Origin of the sequence: Nonlabens sp. MB-3u-79 (assembly GCF_002831625.1) — a bacterium.
In the GTDB taxonomy this organism is placed as follows: Bacteria; Bacteroidota; Bacteroidia; order Flavobacteriales; family Flavobacteriaceae; genus Nonlabens.
Window position 1 is genome coordinate 749,099 of sequence record NZ_CP025116.1, and the last position, 22,265, is coordinate 771,363.

Below are 22,265 nucleotides of genomic sequence, written 5' to 3' on the forward strand. Positions count from 1 at the left end.
TGATCTTAAACAATATAAGACCTAGTGTAGTCCTAAAACGCAGTACCTAAAGTTAGTACGTTTATATCTATATAACTTTCAAAAATAAGAGCATTATTTCCTTGTAAAACCTCAAGTAATTCTCTTAATCAAAATAATGGACAACTCCTATAACCATTTCTTTATCACAGCTCATTCATATTTAAACAAGAAATGCAGATCCTAAAAAGGCGGTAATTGTTTTCATCATAGTTGTGTTAAAAAGTTACCGCCGAGATTTCGAAAATCGCGCCAGTTTTTAAACAACTGATTAAAAGATCGTTGCGTTTCCGCTTTCGCGAAAGCGGAATAATAAATAAGTTAATTAATGTTCTAAATCTAGAAAAAACTAAACCCTGTAGAGTCTTGGGGTTGCTCGAGGTCTTCTTGATCTGCATCCATATCTTCAAGATCATCAGCACGCAATTGTCTGTCCACACGATCTGCCTCTTCTAGGATTTTAGGAAGTAAAAAGGGAGCAAGAGGTGCGATGTGCTCATAAACAATACTGTTCTCCCTAATATCCTTTCCGATAATATGAAATTCTCCACTAGCCGAATTGATAAACATTAAGATCACACTAGCTAAAAACCCCATTTTTACAAGGCCAAAAGCTGCTCCTGCAATTTTATTAATAAAACTAAGCTGGACGGTTTTTATCACTTTGGTAATCAGCTTACCCACATAGGTAATGACAAAAATAATCACCAGGAAGGTCACTATAAAGCTGGCGATAGTAATATAAACATCATCCCACTCTACCTGTTCCCGCAACCAATCACCTGCAAAATTTGAAAAATAAATAGAGCCGTATATAGCAGCTATAAGAGCAATTAAAGAAGTTAACTCCACAAAAAAACCATTCAGGTATCCTTTGTAAAGACCTATTAATAAAACAATGCAAATAACTATATCTAACCAATTCATCGGGCTAAGTTAGGGAAAATTACCTGTTCTCAATTCATCACTGTGCTGCTGATTTTTGTGAGTAGATTCAGGTTTGAGTTTGAGTTCAAGTTCTCTGGCCTATCCTAAATCCTTTCCAAAGGAAAGGACCGCTATTTTCTTTATACTGGCTTTTGAGAATAGATTCAGGTTCGAGTTCAAGTTCAAGTTCAGGTTCAAGTTCGAGTTCTCTAGCCTAGCCTATCCTAAATCCTTTCCAAAGGAAAGGACCGCTATTTTCTTTATACTGGCTTTTGAGAATAGATTCAGGTTCGATTTCGAGTTTAAGTTCATCTTCAGTTTACCGCTTCTTTCCCCAACCCTAAAGGGTGGAAGCTATTCTTTTAATTATCATTCCGCACTTGATGCGGAATCTGTGTATACTTCCTCGGTTTTTCATTTCATACATTCCCACCTCATCAACACCGCAACACCCATCCCAACCTTCCCTCAAGGGAAGGAGTTTTACTCCTTTTTTCGAGTTCAAGTACTCTAGCCTATCCTAAATCCTTTCCAAAGGAAAGGACCGCTATTTTCTTTATACTGGCTTTTGAGAATAGATTCAGGTTCGATTTCGAGTTCGAGTTCAAGTTCAAGTTCGAGTTCAGATTCTCTAGCCTAGCCTAAATCCTTTCCAAAGGAAAGGACCGCTATTTTATTTATACTGGCTTTTGAGAATAGATTCAGGTTCGAGTTCGAGTTCAAGTTCAAGTTCAAGCTCTCTAGCCTATCCTAAATCCTTTCCAAAGGAAAGGACCACTATTTTCTTTATACTGGCTTTTGAGAATAGATTCAGGTTCGAGTTCGATTTCGAGTTCGAGTTCAGGTTCGAGTTCGATAGATTCCTGTTTCCGTTCCCCAGCCCTAAAGGGTGCGGAAACAAAATTTAAAGCAACTAAAACAATATAAATCACCCTAATAAGCAATACAACTAACTAAAAGCATTTCCCTTTATTTCTAAGGAAAAACAGAGCTTGTGCCGATGAATATCGGTATTGGCGACGATCGTGGCAACGCCACGTGAGCAACCAAAAGGGTTTTTCGGTTGATCCTCACCCTACGAAAATTAAAAAACCTCAAAGATCAAAGATCTTTGAGGTTTTTTATACTCTATATGCTGACTCATTTGTCGTCAACCGGTAGGTCTTGTGATTTTAAATCTTACGCAACCAAGTACTCATGCTTACACGAGATTCTAGGTAGTTCTTTAGTTCTTTAATAGCCACACGTTCTTGTGTCATCGTATCGCGATCTCTTACGGTTACCGCATGATCTTCTTTAGTGTCGTGGTCAACAGTTACACAATAAGGTGTACCATTAGCATCCTGCCTTCTGTAACGTCTCCCTATCGCGTCCTTCTCATCATACTGCACTTTTATAGACCATTTCAATTCGTCTATGATCTCGTTTGCTATTTCTGGAAGTCCGTCTTTTTTCAATAAAGGCAAAATCGCTGCTTTTATTGGAGCGAGAACTGCTGGTAATTTTAAAACCGTACGCTCACTGCCATCTTCCAATTTCTCATCTTGTAGAGAATTAGAAAAAACCGCTAAAAACATTCTGTCCAAACCAATAGAAGTTTCTAATACGTAAGGAACATAATTTTTGTTTTCTTCGTGATCAAAGAATTGCAGCTTTTTACCGCTGTGTTCTTCATGAGCTTTCAGGTCAAAATCAGTACGAGAGTGAATTCCTTCTAGTTCTTTAAAACCAAATGGAAAATCAAATTCAATATCAGTCGCTGCATTGGCATAGTGCGCCATTTTTTCATGATCGTGAAAACGGTAGTTCTCATCTCCCATTCCTAAAGATCTGTGCCATGCCATGCGCTTTTCTTTCCAGATTTCAAACCATTCCAACTCAGTTCCTGGCTTTACAAAATATTGCATCTCCATTTGTTCAAACTCCCGCTGACGGAAGATAAATTGGCGAGCAACAATCTCGTTTCTAAAAGCCTTTCCCGTTTGTGCAATTCCAAACGGAATTTTCATACGTCCAGATTTTTGAACATTCGAAAAGTTGACAAAAATTCCCTGCGCCGTTTCTGGTCTTAAAAATAATTCAGTAGCAGTATCAGCACTGGCACCTATTTTAGTACCGAACATTAGGTTGAACTGGCGTACGTCTGTCCAATTCTTAGAACCTGTATCAGGATCTGCTATTTCTAGTTCTTCTATGAGCGCTTTTACACCAGCAAGATCTTCAGCTTGTAGCAATTCTGCTAGTCTTGCCGTAGGTTCTGTAGCGTTTTTCATATAACCCATCACTCGCGGATTGGTCTCCCGATACATCGCTGCATCAAAGTCTTCACCAAAACGTTTTGCTGCTTTAGCAACTTCTTTTTCAGCCTTTTGAAGGTTTTTCTCGCAATAATCTTCTACCAGCACATCAGCACGGTAGCGTTTTTTAGAATCTTTATTGTCAATCAATGGATCGTTAAACGCGTCTACATGACCAGAAGCTTTCCATACCGTAGGATGCATAAAAATAGCCGTGTCTATACCTACAATATCTTGATTGAGCTGCGTCATTGCCTGCCACCAGTACTCTCTGATATTTTTCTTTAACTCGACTCCATTCTGTCCGTAATCGTAAACAGCACTTAAACCGTCATAAATTTCACTAGATTGAAACACATATCCGTACTCTTTTGCATGGGAGAGTACTTTTTTAAACTGATCGTCGTTGTTGTTTGCCATAGCTGCAAAAATAGAAAAAGCGTTGGAATGGTTGAGCTATTTTTATGTATTTCGCTTTCGCGAAAGCGAGAACGTTACAATCTCCTATATCTACCTTCAAAAAGCCTAGTGAAAACATACCCTACATTTATAAACTCCTGTTCTGAAGCACGACGTTTATAAATACGATTGTTTAAAACACAAGATGATGGAACTCAAAAACAAAAGAGGTTGAAATAAAATAAATACCTACCTCAACGTCATCTCACTACTACTTACAAGTACAGGACCATTGTATAGGTTAATTCTATAACGTCCTTTTACAATATTGTCTTCATTTACTCCTACTACCTCACAAAGGTCTAGTTCTTTACCCTTGTAGTTGAACTGAACTACTTTAGAATAAGCCAACTTTTGCCCATCAAATTCCTTTGATTTATTTTCTCCTAACACATTGTTGTCTGGATTGATCACTTGAAGATAGAAAGAAGTCACACCAGTAGTGGCTAGTGGGTTTTCTGGAAGTGTAAAACACACTTTAATGTCATCTACGCGGCTGGCACGATCGTTTTCTATCTGCTTACCAGAACTTCTAACTATAATGCCTACAGGTGTGAAATTTGTTGGAATCAATGCCGATGCCCGAGCCATGTTAGAATTCAAATTAGCTATAGTCGAATTTTGATCTTGACTTTTTATAATCTCGGTGTTTAACGCGGCTAAGGTGTTTTCATTTTCTAAAGCCAGGTTCTGATTCACTACCTCGAGCGTATTGATTCGGTCTTGAAGCAATTGACGGTCTTTTTTAATATTGGCTAATTCCCTGCGCAATATGGAAATCACTTTTACGTCAGTTTTTAGTTTGCTGACACTATCAACCAATCGTTTAATGCGATCCCTCGCATCTGTAAGATCGGCACTTAGCACATTTCCTTTTTCAATCTCGATGCTATATTCTGATGAGATGTTGTCCAGCTCCATTTGAATCTGTGCTTTTTCATCGTTCAATGCTATCTTAATGCCTTCATTTTCTTGATAGGTATTGTAGGACCATACTCCTAATCCTAAAAGGGATAGAATAAAAATTCCTAGTAAAACCTTGAGAATACGGTTGTCTTTTTGCTCTGCCATGTGGGGTTGTTTATCTTTATAACTTACGAATCTAAAAAAAAAATTGTTCTGACGTGGTTTTCTGACTTTATTAACTTGTTCTTTCCTATAGTTTGCATGGGTTGCACTCATAGCTTAACAACGGGAGAGCAAGTGATATGCACTGCTTGCAGGTCTGAAATCCCTATCGCTCTCAATCATTTGGAAAAAGACGATAAAGTGAAAGAACTCTTCTTTGCTCGCGCTGATGTACAAACGGCCACCAGCTTGTTTTATTATGAAAAAATAGGTGTCGTACAGCAATTAATCCATCAATTGAAATACCAAGGACGGGAAGAAGTCAGTGCATTTTTAGGTAAGTGGCTGGCTGCAGCACTACAAAACGATCCGGCTTTTCAAGAAATAGACTTGGTGATTCCAGTACCCGTGCATCCTAAACGACGTGCAAAAAGGGGCTATAATCAAGTAGATGGTTTTGGAAAAGAACTAGCAATTGCATTGGGGGCACGCTTTCGCGAAAGCGTGCTCATCAAAAGCCGCAACACGATCAACCAAGCTCAGCTAGGGCAGGTAAAACGCAGTGACGAGACGCAATCGCCCTATAAACTTATGGAACAAATTGCTCCTGGAACACATGTTCTTCTTGTAGACGATGTGATTACTACAGGAACAACGCTGGCGCTCTGCGCTAAAGAGTTGCACAAAAATCCAGGTATTCAACTGTCCATTGCCACTATGGCGGTATCCGTTTAAAAAAACTCATCGACTCAAAGACTCATGAACTCAAAGACTCATCCCCTCATCAACTTATCAACTCAAAGACTCGCAGCTCATATCAACCAAGCATTGTAAAATTTGCTTTATTTTTGAAGTAATCAAAATAAAAACAATTTCTGATGAACAATATTCTAGTTGCTACCGAAAATAAAATAACTACGATTACTATTAATAGACCTAATAAACTCAATGCACTCAACAAAGAGACCATTGAAGAGTTAAGCCTTGCTATTTCTGCAGCCGAAGAAGATGTAGATACGCGAGTAATCCTACTGACAGGAAGTGGAGAAAAAGCATTTGTAGCCGGAGCAGACATCTCAGAGTTTGCTAATTACTCTCCTGAGGAAGGAAAAAGACTGGCTGGAAAAGGACAAGAATCGCTTTTTGATGCGATAGAAAATTGCTCTACTCCAGTGATTGCAGCTGTTAACGGTTTTGCGCTAGGTGGCGGACTTGAATTAGCTATGGCGGCACATTTTAGAGTGGCAAGCGACAATGCAAAACTCGGACTTCCAGAAGTATCCTTAGGCGTGATTCCAGGTTATGGAGGTACGCAACGTCTACCTCAACTGGTAGGAAAAGGTCGCGCTATGGAAATGATCATGACCGCAGGAATGATAGACGCTGCAACAGCCCATTCTTACGGACTGGTGAATCATGTGGTAACCTTAGAAGAGCTGATCCCAACCTGTGAAAAACTAGCTTCTAAAATCATGAGAAATAGTCCAATGGCCCTAAGCGCTGCCATAGACGCGGTAAACGCTGGTTATATAGATGGTACCGATGGGTATCAAGTAGAGATCGATAACTTCGGCTCTTGTTTTGGAACCAATGAGTTTGTAGAGGGAACTACAGCATTTTTAGAAAAACGTAAGGCAGAATTCAATTAAACAAATAATAGCAAATTAACTTCATGAAACGACTTCTTTTAATTGCACTATTATTTTCAGGTATTTTTTCCTCTGCCCAAATCAGTTTTAAACCAGGTTTCTTTATAGAAAATTCTGGCAGCAGGGTTGATTGTATTATTAAAGATACTGGAAGTGCCCAAACCCCAGATCTATTTAAATATAAACTCAATGAGTCTGGTGATATTTTGACTGTTAATTCATCGGATATTATAGAAATAGAGGTTTTTAATAGGTTCAAATACCTAAAAAGGACGGTTGATCTTGATAGATCAAAAACAACTTCAAACATTTCTTCCTTAGATGAAAATAGTCAACCGAATTTTAACAAAGAGAATCTGTTATTAAAGGTATTAGTAGAAGGTGAAGCATCCCTTTACAAGTTTGAAGAAGGTAATGTTTTAAAATATTTTCTAAAGGTTGGCGACGCCGAAATAACACAGCTTGTTTATAAAAGGTTCCGAACGGCAGGTGGAGTTGGAACTAACGATGAATTTAAGAAACAACTCTATGATAGTCTAAAATGTGAAGATCTAGCTCCTAAGAAATTCCAAAGAATCGACTATTACCAATCCGATATTACAGATTTGGTCATTAGTTACAACGAGTGCAAAAACGAGTCCTATATTAACTATAGTGAAATGGGTGGCAAGGGCATATTTAAGCTTAACTTAAGACCTGGTATCAATTTCTCAAAGCTCGACTCCAAAAACTCATTTGGCAATTTAGAGCTTGACTTTGACAACGAAACTAGTTTTAGAATTGGAACTGAATTAGAATATATTTCTCCGATCAACAATTATAAGTGGTCTATTTTTGTAGAACCCACGTACCAGCAATATCAAACTGAGTATGAAGTAAATACCAGACCTGATTCAGCTTTTCCTGACTTCGTAACTGGAACCGTAGACTACAGCTCTATAGAACTACCTATAGGTTTAAGACATTACCTTCATTTAAATGAAAATTCAAAATTATTTCTTAACGCTGGTTATATGCTAGATTTTGTCTTAAAAGAAGATGTGGATTTTGAAAACAGTGCCGTGGATTTCGTTATTGAATCAAAAGGTAATTTATTTTTTGGTTTTGGTTATAAATTTCAAAATAAGTATAGTGTAGAATTTAGATTTAATACTCCTAAAACTACAACGGGGGAATCGAGCTCATGGAAAACTGACTATTCCACTACATCTATCATATTTGGCTATTCGATATTCTAAGCTTACTTTTCCTTTTTGAAGGCTTATAACTTTGAGTCTTACTTCGGTACCGATCAATTTACAGAAGAAACTACAGCCTTCTTAGAAAAACCTAAGGCAGCGTTTTAATATTTTAGAAAATTATTTTTTATATCACAAGGGGCGGAATTAATTCCGCCCCTTGTGATATATCGTGCGTATCAATTAATCTATCCTCTAAACAAAAAGAAATCGTTTTTCATATCCTCGATTTTTTCATCCTTGTTAGTAATGATATAATCCAGTGCTTTTTCTGTGAATTCCAATCCTTTTTTAGTAAGAAAAACGACTTGGTTCTGAACGCTAATCATGTTGTTGTTTTCAGCTAAATCTAAAACGGTTTTAGACCGCACTTTGCCCCAGTTGATATGTTCTTGTAAATGACCTACTCTCCTTTCTTCTTCACTATCATGATTGTTCAAGTGAAGTAAAAACGTCAGTAGGGAAACTTCAATACGCTGCCTTTTGTGTCGGAAGAGTACTGCGATCAATCCCATAGAAGGAGCAAAAAGATATACCAGCAAAAATATCAATCCTAAAACCGTAGTAATAGATCCACTTATGGAAGCGTCCAGCCATACGGCAAAATAATATCCCCCTATAGCGCTCACAATTCCGAACAGTACAGATAATAGAATCATTTTATTTAAATCTGTAGTCAACAAATAGGCAGAGGCGGCTGGTGCAATCATCAAGGCAACTACCAAAATAGCTCCAACGGCATCAAAAGAAACCACTGTAGTTACCGAAGCTATACTCATCAATCCGTAATGCATAACAACAGGAGAAAAGCCTAAAGCAGAGGATAGACCTATATCAAACGTACTTAGTTTTAATTCTTTATAAAAAGCAAAAAGCAATGCTAAGGTGATCAATAAAGTAGTAGAAATAGTCCACATACTTTTGGGCCCATAGCTCTCATTCCCAATCATCAATTGATCAAAAGCAGCGTACTCTAGCCTTCCTACAAGGACAGCGTCTGCATCCAGATGAATATCGCTTGCATAAACAGAGATCAACAACACTCCAATACTGAACAAAGCTGGAAAAACAAGTCCTATGGCTGTATCCTCTTTTACCAATCCTGTTTTCTGTATGGCTTCTACAAGAACAACGGTTATAATCCCGCTAAAGGCAGCTAACAAGATCAACCAAGGTGAAGCAAGGTCTTCTGTGATAAAAAAACCAATGACTATCCCAGGTAGTATAGAATGGCTGATCGCATCACTTATCAACGCCATTTTACGCAATACTAGAAATACTCCAGGTATAGCACATGCAACCGAAGTAAGACATGCTATCAATATAACGGCTAGCTCTGAATTCATGACTCTGGAATATTAGTATTGTATAAGTTTTGGGCCGTTTCAAACCCTTCTTCTGTTAGAGACCAGTCCTGACCTTGAATTTCTATCCAATTCTTATCGGCAAGTGCCCGTAAAGTACCTTTAGTAAAACCTTGAAAACTGTTCAGGATTCTAATAGCATGAGGTCTGGAAATATCTTCGTGTTTCTCTACGATACCGTACATAAAATACAGTGTTTTTTTAAGCTCTAAATCTCTACGGTTTCTAATCAATCGTATTTGTTTAAATAAAACTCCACGACCCGGAGAAAAAATAAAAGAAAAAGCTACAAAAACCGCCGCGACTAACACAATTACTGGGCCTGTTGATAGGTTGTTATAAGTGGCACTTATGGCTGTTCCAAAAACTCCTGAAAACATACCAAAAACGGCTGCTAGCAGCACCATCATACCAAGGCTATTGGTCCATTGTCTTGCGGCTGCAGCAGGAGCGAGCAACATGGCGCTCATCAATACAACACCTACAGTTTGCAAACCTATCACTATGGCAAGAACAATAAAAAAACTGATCAATCCGTCTATAAAACGGGTGTTAAAGCCTAATGTAGACGCATAATTTTTATCAAACAGCAACAACTTAAATTCTTTCCAAAACAACAACATCACCGCAAGACTAATTCCGGTGACAATAACCATGACCATCACATCACTTTCTACTAAGGTAGCTGCCTGACCGAACAAATATTTATCCAACCCTGCCTGATTTGCATCTGGCTGTTTTTTTAAATAACTCAACACCAATTCACCAAACCCAAAGAACAAACTCAAGATCAATCCCAAGGCAGTGTCTGTTTTTAAATGTGTTTTAGTAACGATTCCGCGTATCCAAACGGTACCTATTAAACCGCTGATAAGTGCTCCTAAAAGCAAAACGTTAGAATCTTTAAGACCGGTAAACAAAAACGCTAGTGCAATTCCAGGTAAGGCTGCATGAGAAATAGCATCTCCTAAAAGGCTTTGCTTTCTCAATACCGCAAAACTTCCTAACATACCACAAATAGCTCCCAAAACTGCTGTTCCCAGTGTAATGGTGCGTAGGGTATAATCGGTAAAGAAATCTGTTAGTTCCATTTTAAAATCAAAATCAAAAAGAAAACTAAACTCCAGTTTAGCCTTCCATTTATCTATGTTATTTATAGCAGTTCCGCTTTCGCGAAAGCGAAATTTCAAATTAGTATACTGTTATAATTCTAATTGTTTCAATATTCGTTACTCATTAATCGGTGTTCGATATTCAGTCATTGGTTTTTTTAGTATTTTAAATCTTTCCTTGCTAACACCTATCCCAGCCTTCCCTCGAGGGAAGTAGCTTTTCAGAATAAGCTTTAGCTTCACAACAAAACGTTTTCGACTACCGCTCCAACTGGCATTTTCATTTCTTATTTTTCTTTCTTTCTTTCTTTCCGCTTTCGCGAAAGCGAGATGATTATCATTATTTTACCTTTTCAAAAGAAATTCTGAACTCCTATCTATTTTTGAACCGCCACTTTATAATTGATCCCATAGGTTTTGGTCAAGTTATCATCATTAAAAATATCTTTTACTGGACCAGTGGCAATGTGTTTTACATTTAAGAAAGTCACCCAATCAAAATATTCGGGTACTGTTTGTAAATCGTGATGCACAACGATGACTGTTTTTCCAGCTTTTCGCAATTCCTTTAAAATATTGATAATCGCAATTTCAGTAGTCGCGTCTACTCCTTGAAATGGCTCGTCCATAAAGTAGATAGCTGCATTTTGTACCAATGCTCTTGCGAGAAAAATACGTTGTTGCTGCCCACCAGAAAGTTGTGAGATTTGCCTTCCTTTAAAGGCTAACATCCCTACCTTCTCCAATGCTTCTAGGGCTTGCTTTTTTTGCTTAGCCCCTGGTCTTTTAATCCATCCCAGTGCCCCGTAAGTTCCCATCATCACTACATCTAAACCTGTAGTAGGAAAATCCCAATCTACACTGCCTTTTTGAGGTACATACGCCACCTTATCCCGTTGCTTTTTATAAGGTTTCCCATAAATAGAAACAGATCCAGCAATCGGGTTGATAATACCAAGAATAGCCTTGATCAAAGTCGATTTTCCTGCGCCGTTAGGACCTACAATAGCCATCAACACGCCTTCTGGAATAGAAAGGTCTATATCCCAAAGTACAGGCTTGTAGTTATAAGCTACGGTAAGGTCATCTACTGCAACAGCAATTTTTTCTCCCATTATTTAAGTGCGTTTACAATTGTGTTCACATTGTGTTTATACATTCCAATATAGGTTCCTTCTTCTGTTCCGGCACTTCCTAACGCATCGCTAAACAACTCGCCACCTATGATAACGTCATGATCCTGTGCGTTTACAGCCGCTTGTAAAGCTTCTACCGTACGTCTGGGAACACTACTTTCAATAAAAATAGCTTTAATTTTATTCTCTATAATGAATTCAGTAATGCGCTGTACATCTTTTACCCCAGCTTCTGTTGCTGTAGAGATTCCTTGGAGCCCTACTACTTCAAAGTCAAAGGTTCTCCCGTAATAATTAAAAGCATCGTGAGCTGTAACGAGAATTCTTTTTTCTTTAGGCAACTCTGCTATCTTTTTGTCCAGATCTATTTTGAGCTCTTTTAATTTCTTTAAATAAACATCTCTATTTACTTCAAAAGCTGCTGCATTTTCTGGGTCTAATTCTGAAAGTCTTTTAGTTACATACACGCTAATATCGTTCCAGTAAGCTAAATCAAACCATATGTGTGGGTCGTAATTGCTTGCAAAATACTCGCTGCCTATTAGTGTGTTTTCTGCTACTCCGTCGCTTATAGCAATGGTTGTTTTTGCTTGTTCGTTCATTTTTTCAAAAACCTCAACCAGCTTGCCTTCTAGGTGTAAACCATTATAAAAAATGACATCTGCTCGATCGAGTTTTCTAAAATCCCCCTGACTGGCTTTGTACAAATGCGGATCTATACCGCTGCCCATCAGTCCATTTACTTCAATCAAATCGCCCCCTATATTCTCCACGAGATCGGTAATCATAGTCGTGGTAGTGACAACTTTGAGCTTGCCATTTTCTTCTTTTTTATCTCCGCAGCTTATCAGTAATAATACTGTTAAGAGGCACATTATTTTTTTCATGAGATTTTATTTTATTGTTCCGCTTTCGCGAAAGCGAGATTGTATTTAGACATCAAATGATTCATAAGGAATCCGTTTTTATATATTCCTGATTTAGCATTAAATAAATTGGGTTAATATTTTAGTGACTTCCTGTTCATCTAAAAACCCTGAATACTGGTAAAGTATCTCAAGGTCTTTATTTATAAGTACAAGTACTGGGTATGATTTGTCTTCGTTTTGACTTAACAACTCTTGAGCTATTTCGTGGATTCCAGTTCTATGACCAGTAGGTTTGTAACTAAATTTTACATTTTTAAAAATTACATCTTCTTTACTTTCTGCATCAAAAGGGACGTAATAGAAATTCTGATTCATTATTGCTGTTACTTTTTTATCTGTAAAGGTGTCTTCTATCATTGCTTTACAGTATTTACACCATTGTGTGTGTAAAAAAATAACAGCTGGTTTATCTTCTTGCTCAAATACTAAATCCAGTTCTTCAAAACTATAGTTTTTTACAGTGCTGCTTTTTTGGGCAACCGTTACTAATGGAAACAAACAACCTAATATGATAAATAAAACAGTTTTCATAAACTTCATATTAATTAATACGGAATCTAAAACCTAAAAAACCTCTTATTCCTTGATTACTGGCATATACATAACTTGGGTCAAAGGTAAGTGCGTTAGGGTTGTTAGGTGTGGCAACAGCCTGTCCACTTTGATCAAATTGTACACCTTCATCAAATGGGTCAAATGCTCTTGCAATACTATTAGATGCCGGCGTAAAGTTCAAAAGGTTTTTAACACCGCCATAAACTTCCCATTGGGTCCCAAAGGTTTTAGAAAGCTGGATGTTTTGAACGCTAAATACTGGTGAAAATTCATCCCTAGGATCGGTATCACTTATAAGAGGTAATCTCATAGGTCCATAAAGATTTCCTGTATAATCAATGTTTAAATCCCAAGGTTTTATCTTGTAACTTATACTCCATACACCACTATATCCTTCGGTTAATATTTGTCTTGTACGCACTCCATCTTCCGTGATGGACACGTCTTGTAACGTTGCACCAGCTAGAACTTTTAAACCGTTTCTAAAGACAACATCTGCATTTAAAGAGATTCCTTGAGAAACTGAAAATCCATCTAGATTGCTATAAATAATCCTGTTAAAATCAGTCTCATAATCTGGCAGTATTCTATTTGTAAAATAGGTGTAGAATGCTGTTGCGTCCAAGTTAAAAAAGGTATTGTTTTTAGTTCTAAAGGTTTTCACATAATTCACATTTGCATTCCAGGACGTTTCTGGCTCTAATTCTCCTTCAAAAACAACTTCTCTAGCACCAGTTAGTGCCGCATGATCTTCTGTAAATACATTTGCAACTCTAAACCCGTTACCCGCACTTAGCCTTAGGACGTTAGATTTATCTCGAGAAGACCACTTGTAATTTACACGTGGTGAAAACACATTTCCATGAATACTATTGTAATCATATCGCACACCTAACAATAACTTTTTGCGATCTGTAATAGCTATTTCATCTTGTACAAATACTCCTGGTAAATGAATTACAGATGGTTGGTCTCCCAAACCGTCAGCGGTTGCGGTCGCAAAGGTATTGTCGTTATAATAGGTATAACGATAAGCTGCACCTGCGAGTAAATCATGTGAAGAACCTAGTTTTTTACTCCAAGTAAGCTGACCAAATCCTATGTATTGATCTGCATCATAAGAAGTGGTCCCATAAAATGAATCTTGTGAATGTCCATTCCCGCTAAATTGAAAGCTCAAATCCTCATCAGTAGGCAAATCATATCTTCCAAAGGCTTCCCATCTACTGGTGTAAATACTTTCTCCATAAACCTCATCTCCACCTCGGTCTGCACTGGTCCAGTCCATCTCGCCGCCCCATCTATCTTCATAAACATACCTTCCTGCAATGGAGAATAACTTACCGTCTTCTCTATCAAAGTTTATTTTATTAAAAATAGAAATTCTATTCTGCAAAGTCATGTCTGTAAATCCGTCACCGTTATTATCAATTGGATTCTGATAATTAAAATAACTAACCCCTAAAATACCAGAGGTCTTATCTGACAATTGATAACCTGTTCCAACATCTGTACTTACTTCACCCCATGATGTAGTGAAATTATCAAAGCTTAGCTTATTTGCTCCTGTTGGCTTTTTAGTAATTACATTGATCACTCCACCTACTGCTTCAGAACCATATAATGTAGATGCTGGACCTTTCACAATCTCCACTCTCTCTATAAGCGCTTGGGGAATACCAGTAAGACCATATACGGTAGATAGACCACTTACTATAGGTAATCCATCAATCAACACCATGGTATAAGGACCTTCTAGACCATTTATGTGTATATCTCCCGTATTACAAACACTACAATTAAGTTGTGGCCGCACACCGTTTACATTTTGTAGAGATTCAAAAATGGAAGGTGTTGGGTTTTTCTTAAAAAAACTTTGAGTATACACCTCAACTGGCACAGGACTTTCTAATTTTCTGACTGGTTTGAGCGTACCAGTAATAACTATTTGATCTAAAAAACCTAGGTCTTCTTTTAAATTTACTTTGAGGATAAATGGTTTTTTATCGCCACTTAAATTCACCTCTACAACAGAACTTTGATAGCCTATTGCACTTACACTAATTTCAACGAGTCCTTGTGGTAAATTTTCTAATTTAAAAACTCCTTTTTGATCAGAAGAAGTTCCTTTTTTCAGTTTTGGCACATATATGTTTGCAAATGGAACTACTTCGTTTGCACTAGTAATTACACCTTCTATGGTAGCAGTGCTTTTAATTTCTTTTTGTTCAAATTCTTGCGCAGCACTCAAATTTGAAATAAAAGCTAAAGCGATAAAATTCCATCTTAATTTCTCCATCATTTAATTTTGACAAATAAGCTTTCTACTGTTTGCTTTGATATATATAATTCTCGACCATCTGACTTAACGCGGCAAGAACCATCAAATTCTTCTATTTCTAATAATTGAATTTGAGCACCTAGATTGATCTCGTGTTTATCTAAGTATCGTAAAAAGTCTCTTGAGGTATTTACAACCCCAGTTAAAACACCTTGCTGCCCTATTTCTAAATCCCCTAAAGCTACTTGAGTATATTTCTCATAATTACCTTTAGAATCTGGAATGGGATCTCCATGTGGGTCATGTTTAGGATAATTCAAAAACTTATCCAGCTCATTAGTTAATTTAGGAGACTGAATGTGCTCTAATTGCTCAGCGATTTCATGAACCTCATCCCATGAAAAATTTAGCTTTTCAACAAGAAAAACTTCCCATAGCCGGTGTTTTCTTATGATCTGATTTGCACATTGGACGCCACTTTCTGTAAGCCTTGCTCCTTTATAAGGAATATATTCTGCTAGATTTTTATCAGCAAGCTTTTTAAGCATATCTGTAACTGACGATGCTTTGGTCTTCATACGTCCAGCAATATCATTTGTAGAAACGAGGGCTTGACCTTCTTGAAGGTGGTAAATAGCTTTGATATAATTCTCTTCAGAAATAGAATGCATTTGGTAAAGGTAAAATATTATTTTTGTAAAGGTAAACTAATTTTTAGTCTTGCCTAAAAATAGATATATAAAAAATCTATACTCCTTTTTAACTTGTCTATTCATCTATTTATAGAAATGCATTTCTTCCACATATTCCTGCACTTGATGGTGCATAAAATAACGAAGATCTTTCCCTTCTGCAATGCCTTTGCGTATCATGCTAGAGGATATTTCCATGATAGGAGCCGGAATGGTTTTTATCTTGGGGTGATTTTCAAATTCTTTAGGAACCTCACCAGTGGAAACCCTTGGATAGACGATAATGCTATAATCTTCTAAAATTGCTTCGTAATTTTTCCATTTATGAAGACTTTTTAGATTATCTGCTCCCATAATAAGTGTAAATTCCTTTTCAGGATATTTTTCAGAAAGGTGCGCCAAGGTATTTACGGTATAATTAGGCTGTGGAAGATCGAATTCAATATTACTAGCTTTAATTTTATCATAATTATCAGTAGCTAGATGCACCATATGAAGTCTTTGGTAATCGTCCAGCAATGTCTTTTTCTTCTTAAAAGGATTATGAGGTGTAATGACCATCCATATTTCGTCTAGATCACCGCTTTCCACTAAATAATTTGCAATCGCAAGATGACCTATGTGCACCGGGTTAAAAGTGCCAAAATATAAACCTATGTTATTTTTCTTAGCCATCACTGACTTTCTTATTTATAAATTCCAGAACCGTCTGATATGCCAAAGCTTTTGCTTCAGATAAGTCGTCATTTTTTATAATGACGTCAAACTGGGGCGCTGTTGCCATTTCTGTACTGGCTTTTGCAACACGCATCGCAATTTTTTCTGCGGTTTCTGTCTTGCGCTTTTTTAATCGTATTTGAAGCTCATTTATAGATGGGGGCTTCACAAAAATAGACAGTGTACGATTGGGAAACTTTTCTTTCAAACGCAGCCCACCTACTACGTCTATGTCAAAGATGACGTTTTTACCTTGTGCCCAAAGTCGTTCCACTTCATCTTTTAAAGTTCCATAAAATTGATCCTGATACACTTCTTCAAATTCTAAAAAATCATTTGCTCTAATACGGTTCTTGAATTCCTTGGTTCCTAAGAAATAATAATCTTTTCCTTCCACTTCACCTTCGCGTGCTTCTCTTGAAGCCGCACTTATGGAAAAGGCTAGGTTGAGTTCTTCTTTAGTTAATAAGTGTCTTACTAAAGTGGTTTTCCCTGCTCCTGAAGGCGCACTAAAAACAATCAGTTTAGGCAATACTTCCATTACAATACGTTAAGTAGTTGTTCTTTAATTTTCTCTAATTCGTCTTTCATCTGTACTACCATTTGTTGCATGCTAGCGTTATTTGCTTTGCTTCCTATGGTATTTACCTCACGACCTATTTCTTGAGATATAAATGCGAGTTTTTTACCTTGAGACTCAGGGTTAGCCATAGTCTCCACAAAATAATTCAAATGGTTTTCTAATCGTACTTTTTCTTCAGTGATATCGTATTTTTCTAGATAATAGATGAGCTCTTGTTCAAATCTATTTTGATCTACTTTTTCCTTTAAATCAGACACGGCTTTTTCTAGGCGAGTTCTCACCCCTGCAAGCCTATCCTTATCCTCTTCGATAACCTGTTCTAGAAGTTCTTTAATATTTGTAATGCGTTTATTGAATTCTAACTCTAAGACATTGCCTTCCTCATCTCTATATTCCTGAACAGCAATTATTGCCATCTCTGCCGTTTTTTGAATAGCTGAGACATCCTCTTTTGGAGCCTCATTACTTTCTTGTGAAAAGACATCTGGGAATCGAGTAGCCATTTCTAACAACTTCAATTTATGACCTGAATTTTCAAATAGCACACCCTCTAATTGCGCCATTTGTTTCATATAGTCCTCTACCAATTCAAGATTCAACTTAGAATTTGCTGTGACGCCTGTTTGTTCTATATGAACAGAAAAATCTACTTTACCGCGCAATAAAGACTTTGCAACAACTTGTCTTAAAGGCAACTCTTGCTGCCTGTATAGGGAAGAAAGTCTTATATTAAGATCTAGATTTTTACTGTTGAGTGTTCTTATCTCAACCGTTATTTTTTTATCTGATAATTGATGGACGGCTTTACCGTAACCCGTCATAGAAGTAATCATTCTCTACACTTTTGATGCAAAGATAATCATTAAGAATAGCAGAAGATTTGATCAACGTGTTATATCATCCATTTTACCGCGCAACCTACTTAGAGATTGTTGTCTGATCCCTAAAAAAGAAGCTATTTCTTTAAGCGGCAGTCGATCTACAATACGGTCATAACGTTCGATAAATTTAGCATAACGAGTTGTAGCATCGTGACTTATCATACGAGATTTCTCGTCGAGCATATTGTGATAACGCTTCAACATTAGTTTTTGAAATGCAGGAGAAAGTCCTGAATACAATTTACTCATGTATTCAAAATCTTGATGTTTAAAACATAATATTTCACCTGTTTCCACACATTCTATTTGTAAGTCTGAAGGTTTTTGATCTATAAAGCTATACATAGAAGTCATCACACTACCATCTGCAACAAATCTTACCGTATGCATTTTACCATTTTCATCCATAATACTACCTTTAAGTATTCCTGATTTAACAATGTAAATACTATCAGCCACATCACCTATATGCAACAAAACCTGTTTTTTACGCACTTTCATAACCTCAAGCATACTAAAAATTTCATTAGCATACTCTAGTGATGGTTTATCTCCCTCTCCTGTTAAATCATATAAAAACGATGGTAATTCCATAAGATTGAATTTAATTATTACATTAATACCTAAATAAATTTCGTCCAAAATCTTTGTAACTCAAATTTACATAAAATATTTTCTTATTGACCTAATGATTAACCTTTATCATAAATTTGACCCAAAATAGTCGGGATATCTATAAATATTTTTTATGCCTCCCGACTTTTTAACAATTATTACAGCATATATCTTATTCATAGAGAATGACATAGCCTAGAATAGAAGCCACTTAATTCATAAGAAAGGGCATTTGAAAATAGAATTCGAGTAGGACTTACTTTAATTGATTATTTTGATAAGAAAGTAGAATTTCACATCAATTTAATAGGGTAAACAGCCGCTTTTAAACTCCAAAATAATATATTGCTAGACTTATGAAGGACAGCATTCTATCCACAAAGATTTTAACAGAGTCACAAGTAGAACTCGTTCTAAATACTGGAATAAGTCTTACCCATTATGACTTGCTAAAAACAGAACCCATTCACATGGATTCTACTGAAAACTGGGATCAAGTTATAATTACGAGCCAGAATGCCATTCCTGCGTTATTAGCCCATCGTAAATTCATAAAAAATGTTTATTGCGTAGGTGAAGTTACAGCCGTTTCTTTAAAAAAAAATGAAATCCACCCTATACATATTGCTAATAACGCTGTGGATCTTGCAAAAATATTAATCACCAACTATCCAGAAAAGAACTTCTTATATTTATGTAGTGAACAACGTAGAGATGAACTTCCAGCGATATTTCTCCAAGAAAAAATACCTTTAATAGAACTTTTTGTTTACCGATCTATTGCCGTCATGAAAAGCTTTGATCGTATTTTTGCAGCGGTAACTTTTTATAGTCCTAGAGGTGTGCACGCTTTCGCGAAAGCGAATCCCCACAACAAACCTCTTACCGCAATTTGTATAGGAAAAACCACCGCTAACACTGCTGCTGCTTATTATAAAAACGTAAAAATAGCAACAAAGCAAACCATAGAAAACACACTGATAACCGCAATAAAAGCGTTACGCAATGATTAAAAACGATCTTTTTTTAAAAGCCTTAAGAGGTGAAGAAGTAGCACGTCCACCAGTATGGATGATGAGACAAGCAGGAAGGTATTTACCAGACTTCATGAAGCTCAAGGCAAAATATGACTTCTTTACCAGGTGTCAAACTCCAGAACTTGCTACAGAAATAACCGTGATGCCTATCGATCAAATAGGTCCCGATGCAGCCATACTCTTCTCTGACATTCTTGTGATACCGCAAGCTATGAATATTGAAGTAGAAATGAAGAATGGCATAGGTCCCTGGTTACCTAACCCTATTAGAACGGTAAAAGATCTGGATCGAGTAATCGTTCCTGACGTAAAAGACTCTTTAAGTTATGTGTACGAAGCTATAGATATGACTAAAAAAGTACTGGATAATCGTGTGCCTTTAATAGGTTTTGCGGGATCTCCATGGACTATTCTATGTTATTGCGTACAAGGCCAAGGAAGTAAAAACTTTGATAAGGCAAAAGAATTTTGTTTCACACAGCCTGAAGCAGCACATATCCTGCTACAAAAAATTACAGACACTACCATTGCCTATCTTAAAGAAAAAGTAAATCACGGTGTGGATGCCGTTCAAGTTTTTGATTCTTGGGGCGGCATGCTTTCTCCTACTGATTATCAAGAATTCTCTTGGAAGTACATACAACAAATTATTGATGCCTTGAAACCACATACAGAGGTGATCGTTTTCGGCAAAGGATGCTGGTTTGCTTTAGGGGATATGGCAAAAAGTGGCGCAAGCGCTCTAGGTGTGGACTGGACTTGTAGCGCCAGAAACGCACGTTACCTCTCTGGTGGAAATATTACACTACAAGGTAATTTTGACCCATCAAGACTATTCTCTCCTCCAGCTGAAATCAAAAAAATGGTCACTCAAATGATCAATGAATTTGGTAAAGACCGGTTTATTGCTAATCTAGGACATGGGATTTTACCTAATATCCCAGTAGAAAATGCTCAAGCATTTGTGGATGCGGTGAAGGAATACGGTCAATAAATATGATTTATGTTTAAAAACATCCTGACAGGACTTATATCTTATAAAGACAGTTTTAAACTGATCAATGAATTGAAGCTTTGGTCGTTTTTCTTTGTTCCTATGGCCATAAGTTTGCTTTTTGGGATTGCTATTTTTTTTGCAGCTTATGGACTGTCAGACCATCTAGGTAGATTTTTTGCAAAGGTCTGGGTTTGGGAATGGGGAAGTGAAACCTTTACATCTATAGCTACCTGGCTAGGTGCTCTTGTTATACTAATTTTAGGATTCATTCTTTATAAACACGTAGTGATGGCATTGAGCGCACCATTTATGTCGCCAGTTTCTGAACGTATAGAAAAACACCTCTACCCAGAACTTTACGATCCTCATACACATAGAAAAACAAGCAATACACAACAATTGATACGTGGCTTACGCATCAACATTAGGAACTTATTTTATGAGATAGGCATTAGTATTCCGCTCCTCATTCTTTCATTTATACCGGTGGTAAATTTTGTAACCACTCCACTCCTGTTTTTAGTACAGGCTTATTATGCTGGTTTTGGAAATATGGATTACACTTTAGAACGACATTATGAATATAGAGATAGTGTTTCCTTTATAAAGAAGAATAAAGGTTATGCCATAGGTAACGGAATCGTTTTTATGGCCATGCTCCTTATACCAGTAATAGGTATAATTCTTGTTTTACCAGTTGCCGTTACCGCAGCGAGTAAAACCACACTGAAATTATTAAAAGAACAACAGACACAGATGCCCCATCAGCAACAAGGATCTGCTCCAAAACTAGAATCTTGAAAGAACAATTTTATTCCTTTATAGTAGGTCTTCAAAACACCATTACCTCGGCATTAGAAGCCGTGGACGGGAAGGCAACCTTCCATCAAGATGAATGGCATCGTGAAGAGGGTGGTGGTGGCTTTTCTCGTATCATACAAGAGGGAAACGTATTTGAAAAAGGAGGTGTCAGTATCAGTGCCGTTCACGGCGATCTGCCAGCAGCAATGCAAACTTATTTTAAGGTAGAAGACTGTAATTTCTACGCTACTGGATTGAGCCTGGTACTGCATCCAGAGAATCCAATGGTTCCTACTGTACATGCAAATTTCAGGTATTTTGAAATGTATGATGCTACAGGGAAAATGGTAGATTCTTGGTTCGGTGGTGGGCTGGATTTAACTCCTTATTATTTATTTGAAGAAGATGCGCGTCATTTCCATCAAGTATGCAAAGAGGTTTGCGATCGACATGAAATAGCAGACTACGCTCTTTTTAAGAAAAAATGTGATGCGTATTTTCATAATCCGCACAGAGAAGAAGCTCGTGGAATAGGCGGTTTATTCTACGATTACTGCAAGGCTTCAGAGCAGTTCTCGATGGAAGATTGGTTTGCTTTTCAAACCGATATGGCAAGTCATTTTCTGGACGCTTATGTTCCTATAGTTGAAAAGAGAAAAGATTTACCCTATACGGCTGAACAACGCAACTGGCAAGAAATACGTCGTGGACGCTATGTAGAATTCAATCTGGTACATGATAAAGGAACCCTTTTTGGACTTAAGACAAATGGCCGTATCGAGAGCATTTTAATGAGCCTTCCACCACATGTTCAATGGGTGTATGATCACCATCCAGAAACTGGTAGTGAAGAAGAAAAATTGCTTCGGGTATTACAAAATCCGGTAGATTGGGTTTAGCCTAAACCCT

Annotated in this window: 21 protein-coding genes; 7 read left to right on the forward strand and 14 right to left on the reverse strand. The window is 37.1% G+C overall.

Annotated elements, in window-relative coordinates; all coding sequences use genetic code 11:
* Positions 1-357: 357 nt before the first annotated feature.
* From CW736_RS03330 to CW736_RS03345, 3 genes are all read right to left on the reverse strand, one after another.
* Positions 358-945, reverse strand: coding sequence for a CvpA family protein (locus tag CW736_RS03330; RefSeq protein ID WP_101012562.1), 588 nt, complete (start codon positions 943-945; stop codon positions 358-360).
* Positions 946-2,117: 1,172 nt separating this feature from the next.
* The gene (locus CW736_RS03340; RefSeq protein ID WP_101012564.1) at positions 2,118-3,662 is read right to left on the reverse strand and encodes a glycine--tRNA ligase; all 1,545 of its coding nucleotides are present in this window, start codon (positions 3,660-3,662) and stop codon (positions 2,118-2,120) included.
* 228 nt (positions 3,663-3,890) lie between these two features.
* A complete protein-coding gene (locus CW736_RS03345) occupies positions 3,891-4,772 on the reverse strand; it encodes a hypothetical protein (RefSeq protein ID WP_101012565.1) in 882 nt (293 codons plus the stop codon).
* A 198-nt stretch (positions 4,773-4,970) separates the two neighbouring features.
* On the opposite strand from CW736_RS03345, the gene CW736_RS03350 reads away from it, so the two are divergent.
* The 3 genes from CW736_RS03350 to CW736_RS03360 all read left to right on the forward strand — a co-directional run bounded on the left by CW736_RS03350 (position 4,971) and on the right by CW736_RS03360 (position 7,656).
* Positions 4,971-5,504 (forward strand): ComF family protein, encoded by a 534-nt coding sequence (locus tag CW736_RS03350; RefSeq protein ID WP_232735411.1) that lies wholly within the window; start codon positions 4,971-4,973, stop codon positions 5,502-5,504.
* A gap of 143 nt (positions 5,505-5,647) precedes the next feature.
* Positions 5,648-6,418: an enoyl-CoA hydratase/isomerase family protein gene (locus tag CW736_RS03355; protein ID WP_101012566.1), complete on the forward strand. Its 771-nt coding sequence runs from the start codon at positions 5,648-5,650 to the stop codon at positions 6,416-6,418.
* Positions 6,419-6,441: 23 nt separating this feature from the next.
* Positions 6,442-7,656 (forward strand): outer membrane beta-barrel protein, encoded by a 1,215-nt coding sequence (locus CW736_RS03360; RefSeq protein ID WP_101012567.1) that lies wholly within the window; start codon positions 6,442-6,444, stop codon positions 7,654-7,656.
* A 188-nt stretch (positions 7,657-7,844) separates the two neighbouring features.
* Here the strand turns inward: CW736_RS03360 and CW736_RS03365 are convergent, their stop codons facing one another.
* The 11 genes from CW736_RS03365 to CW736_RS03415 all read right to left on the reverse strand — a co-directional run bounded on the left by CW736_RS03365 (position 7,845) and on the right by CW736_RS03415 (position 18,500).
* On the reverse strand, positions 7,845-9,002 hold the full coding sequence (locus tag CW736_RS03365) for a metal ABC transporter permease (protein WP_101012568.1): 1,158 nt from the start codon (positions 9,000-9,002) through the stop codon (positions 7,845-7,847).
* Positions 8,999-10,111, reverse strand: a complete 1,113-nt coding sequence (locus tag CW736_RS03370; protein ID WP_101015012.1) for a metal ABC transporter permease — start codon at positions 10,109-10,111, stop codon at positions 8,999-9,001. Before CW736_RS03370 ends, CW736_RS03365 begins: the two co-directional genes overlap by 4 nt.
* Before the next feature lie 398 nt (positions 10,112-10,509).
* Complete coding sequence (locus tag CW736_RS03375) at positions 10,510-11,247, reverse strand: metal ABC transporter ATP-binding protein (RefSeq protein ID WP_101012569.1); 738 nt, start codon at positions 11,245-11,247, stop codon at positions 10,510-10,512.
* Entirely contained in the window at positions 11,247-12,155 is a 909-nt protein-coding gene (locus tag CW736_RS03380) for a metal ABC transporter solute-binding protein, Zn/Mn family (RefSeq protein WP_101012570.1), read from the reverse strand. Before CW736_RS03380 ends, CW736_RS03375 begins: the two co-directional genes overlap by 1 nt.
* Before the next feature lie 99 nt (positions 12,156-12,254).
* Positions 12,255-12,728: a thioredoxin family protein gene (locus CW736_RS03385; RefSeq protein ID WP_157810871.1), complete on the reverse strand. Its 474-nt coding sequence runs from the start codon at positions 12,726-12,728 to the stop codon at positions 12,255-12,257.
* A gap of 10 nt (positions 12,729-12,738) precedes the next feature.
* Positions 12,739-15,051, reverse strand: coding sequence for a TonB-dependent receptor (locus CW736_RS03390; RefSeq protein WP_101012572.1), 2,313 nt, complete (start codon positions 15,049-15,051; stop codon positions 12,739-12,741).
* Complete coding sequence (locus CW736_RS03395) at positions 15,051-15,704, reverse strand: metal-dependent transcriptional regulator (RefSeq protein WP_101012573.1); 654 nt, start codon at positions 15,702-15,704, stop codon at positions 15,051-15,053. Before CW736_RS03395 ends, CW736_RS03390 begins: the two co-directional genes overlap by 1 nt.
* Before the next feature lie 105 nt (positions 15,705-15,809).
* On the reverse strand, positions 15,810-16,400 hold the full coding sequence (nadD, locus tag CW736_RS03400) for a nicotinate (nicotinamide) nucleotide adenylyltransferase (protein ID WP_101012574.1): 591 nt from the start codon (positions 16,398-16,400) through the stop codon (positions 15,810-15,812).
* On the reverse strand, positions 16,393-16,983 hold the full coding sequence (gene gmk / locus CW736_RS03405) for a guanylate kinase (protein WP_101012575.1): 591 nt from the start codon (positions 16,981-16,983) through the stop codon (positions 16,393-16,395). The genes nadD and gmk overlap by 8 nt, the downstream gene beginning before the upstream one ends.
* Positions 16,983-17,858: a YicC family protein gene (locus CW736_RS03410; RefSeq protein ID WP_101012576.1), complete on the reverse strand. Its 876-nt coding sequence runs from the start codon at positions 17,856-17,858 to the stop codon at positions 16,983-16,985. Before CW736_RS03410 ends, gmk begins: the two co-directional genes overlap by 1 nt.
* 51 nt (positions 17,859-17,909) lie before the next feature.
* A complete protein-coding gene (locus CW736_RS03415; protein WP_101015013.1) occupies positions 17,910-18,500 on the reverse strand; it encodes a Crp/Fnr family transcriptional regulator in 591 nt (196 codons plus the stop codon).
* Between the two features lie 377 nt (positions 18,501-18,877).
* Between CW736_RS03415 and CW736_RS03420 the strand changes: the two genes are divergently transcribed.
* Genes CW736_RS03420 through hemF form a run of 4 tightly spaced genes read left to right on the forward strand, consistent with a single transcriptional unit; the run spans position 18,878 to position 22,255 of the window.
* Entirely contained in the window at positions 18,878-19,534 is a 657-nt protein-coding gene (locus tag CW736_RS03420) for a uroporphyrinogen-III synthase (RefSeq protein ID WP_101012577.1), read from the forward strand.
* Entirely contained in the window at positions 19,527-20,552 is a 1,026-nt protein-coding gene (hemE, locus tag CW736_RS03425; RefSeq protein ID WP_101012578.1) for a uroporphyrinogen decarboxylase, read from the forward strand. The genes CW736_RS03420 and hemE overlap by 8 nt, the downstream gene beginning before the upstream one ends.
* Before the next feature lie 9 nt (positions 20,553-20,561).
* Positions 20,562-21,356, forward strand: coding sequence for an EI24 domain-containing protein (locus CW736_RS03430; RefSeq protein WP_101012579.1), 795 nt, complete (start codon positions 20,562-20,564; stop codon positions 21,354-21,356).
* Positions 21,353-22,255 carry an oxygen-dependent coproporphyrinogen oxidase gene (gene hemF, locus CW736_RS03435; RefSeq protein ID WP_101012580.1) on the forward strand — a complete coding sequence of 301 codons (903 nt, stop codon included), beginning with the start codon at positions 21,353-21,355 and terminating at the stop codon, positions 22,253-22,255. The genes CW736_RS03430 and hemF overlap by 4 nt, the downstream gene beginning before the upstream one ends.
* Positions 22,256-22,265 lie beyond the last annotated feature (10 nt).